Source organism: Butyrivibrio sp. AE3006, assembly GCF_000424165.1.
Taxonomy (GTDB): Bacteria; Bacillota; Clostridia; order Lachnospirales; family Lachnospiraceae; genus Butyrivibrio.
This window is the reverse complement of sequence record NZ_AUJJ01000042.1, coordinates 1-1,513: the sequence shown is the minus strand read 5'-3', so window position 1 is coordinate 1,513 and position 1,513 is coordinate 1. Positions and strand designations below refer to the sequence as shown.

Here is a 1,513-nt window from a genome sequence, read left to right as displayed (position 1 = left end):
TATCAATAAGAATTAGTAAATTCCATACCCGAGTTTGGAATTAGTAAGTTCCATGTCGTGTGTTAAAGGGGTGGAATTTAGTTTTACAAGTTACTTGAGTGTTAAAAAAAATAAATAAACTATTAATATAGCTTGCAATTTATTTCCTGATATGTTATTTTTATAAAACATTATTTCTAATGCACCGATTGATATTCATTCTTTCGGATTTTTCACTTGTTCATAAAACGCGTTTATAGAACTGGAAACCTTTTTTCAACAAAAGCTATGTCTGTATAAGATATTAGTTTTGCAACATACAATATAGAATGGAGTTATTTAATGTCAAATAAAAAAATTTCATACAAAAATGCTACCGGAGTGATTGAATACACTCTAAAAAGTGATCTCATATTTCACTATGTGATGCAGAAGTCAAAAGATGCTCTTCTTGGCCTTGTATGCTCACTTAAGGGCTTATCTCCTACAGAAGTCAGGAACATCATAGTTTTGAATCCTATAGATCTCAACAATATAGGAAAAGAAACCGTAATGGACTTAAAGCTGATCCTAAACAATAATGAAATTCTAAACATAGAGCTTCAGGTTTATACCGATAAGTACTGGATACAACGGTCAATCTTATACCTATGCAGAGCATATGACAGCATCGGAGAAGGCGACGACTACTCCAAGTTAAAAGCAACAACCCACATCTGTATTACCGATCAGGATCTTATTCCCGGCGAGCCGGAATTCTACTCAGAGTATCTTTTGCTCAATACAAAAAATCATACTCCATATACTAAAAAATTCGGAATAAAAGTGTTATCATTAAATCAAACACAGATAGCTACCGAAAATGATGTTAGTAATAATCTTGTATACTGGGCCGAGATATTCAAGGCAACTACATGGGAAGAATTTAAGGCTCTTGCTGCCGGAAACCCGGCCATGGAGGAGGTGGGCGATTTGATCCTTGAACTTAATACCGACAACCAGACAAAAGAACTACTCGAAGGGCAACGCAGATACAGAGAAATGATGGCTTCACAGTATACTGCAGGCTATACTGACGCTGAGGATAATTATAAGAGCATAATTGCTGATAAAGATGCCACTATCGCTGATAAAGATGCCACTATCGCTAATAAAGATGCTACTATCGCTGATAAAGATGCAGAAATTGCCGAGTTAAAAAAGGCTCTGAATGATATAAAGAGGCAATCAAAATAACCTGCTTTTTTATATTCAGGCTTCTTATAAGCACTGATGATCCCTATGCTGCGCAAATAAAGCGCTGTCATAGGGATTATTCTATTGCTAATGCCGTCCTATTAATATGTCACTAAGCCAAAACAGCATAAAAATCCTCCTGCCATTAATTCGAAATAATGACAGGAGGACTTATCTTACTTCTTATTCTTTACTCTCTTAATTGTTGCGTTCGTAGGAAGGCCTGACTTTTCAAGAAGCTTCTTGTTCTTCTCAAAATTCTTGACGCTGGTCTTCACCTTTATGACTACGTTCTTTT

General features: G+C 35.6%; 1 protein-coding gene. It reads left to right on the top strand.

Annotated features, from left to right (window positions below; all coding sequences use genetic code 11):
* Window positions 1–321 precede the first annotated feature (321 nt).
* Window positions 322–1,215 carry a PD-(D/E)XK nuclease family transposase gene (locus G603_RS0115685; protein WP_026670819.1) on the top strand — a complete coding sequence of 298 codons (894 nt, stop codon included), beginning with the start codon at window positions 322–324 and terminating at the stop codon, window positions 1,213–1,215.
* The last annotated feature ends 298 nt before the right edge of the window (window positions 1,216–1,513 follow it).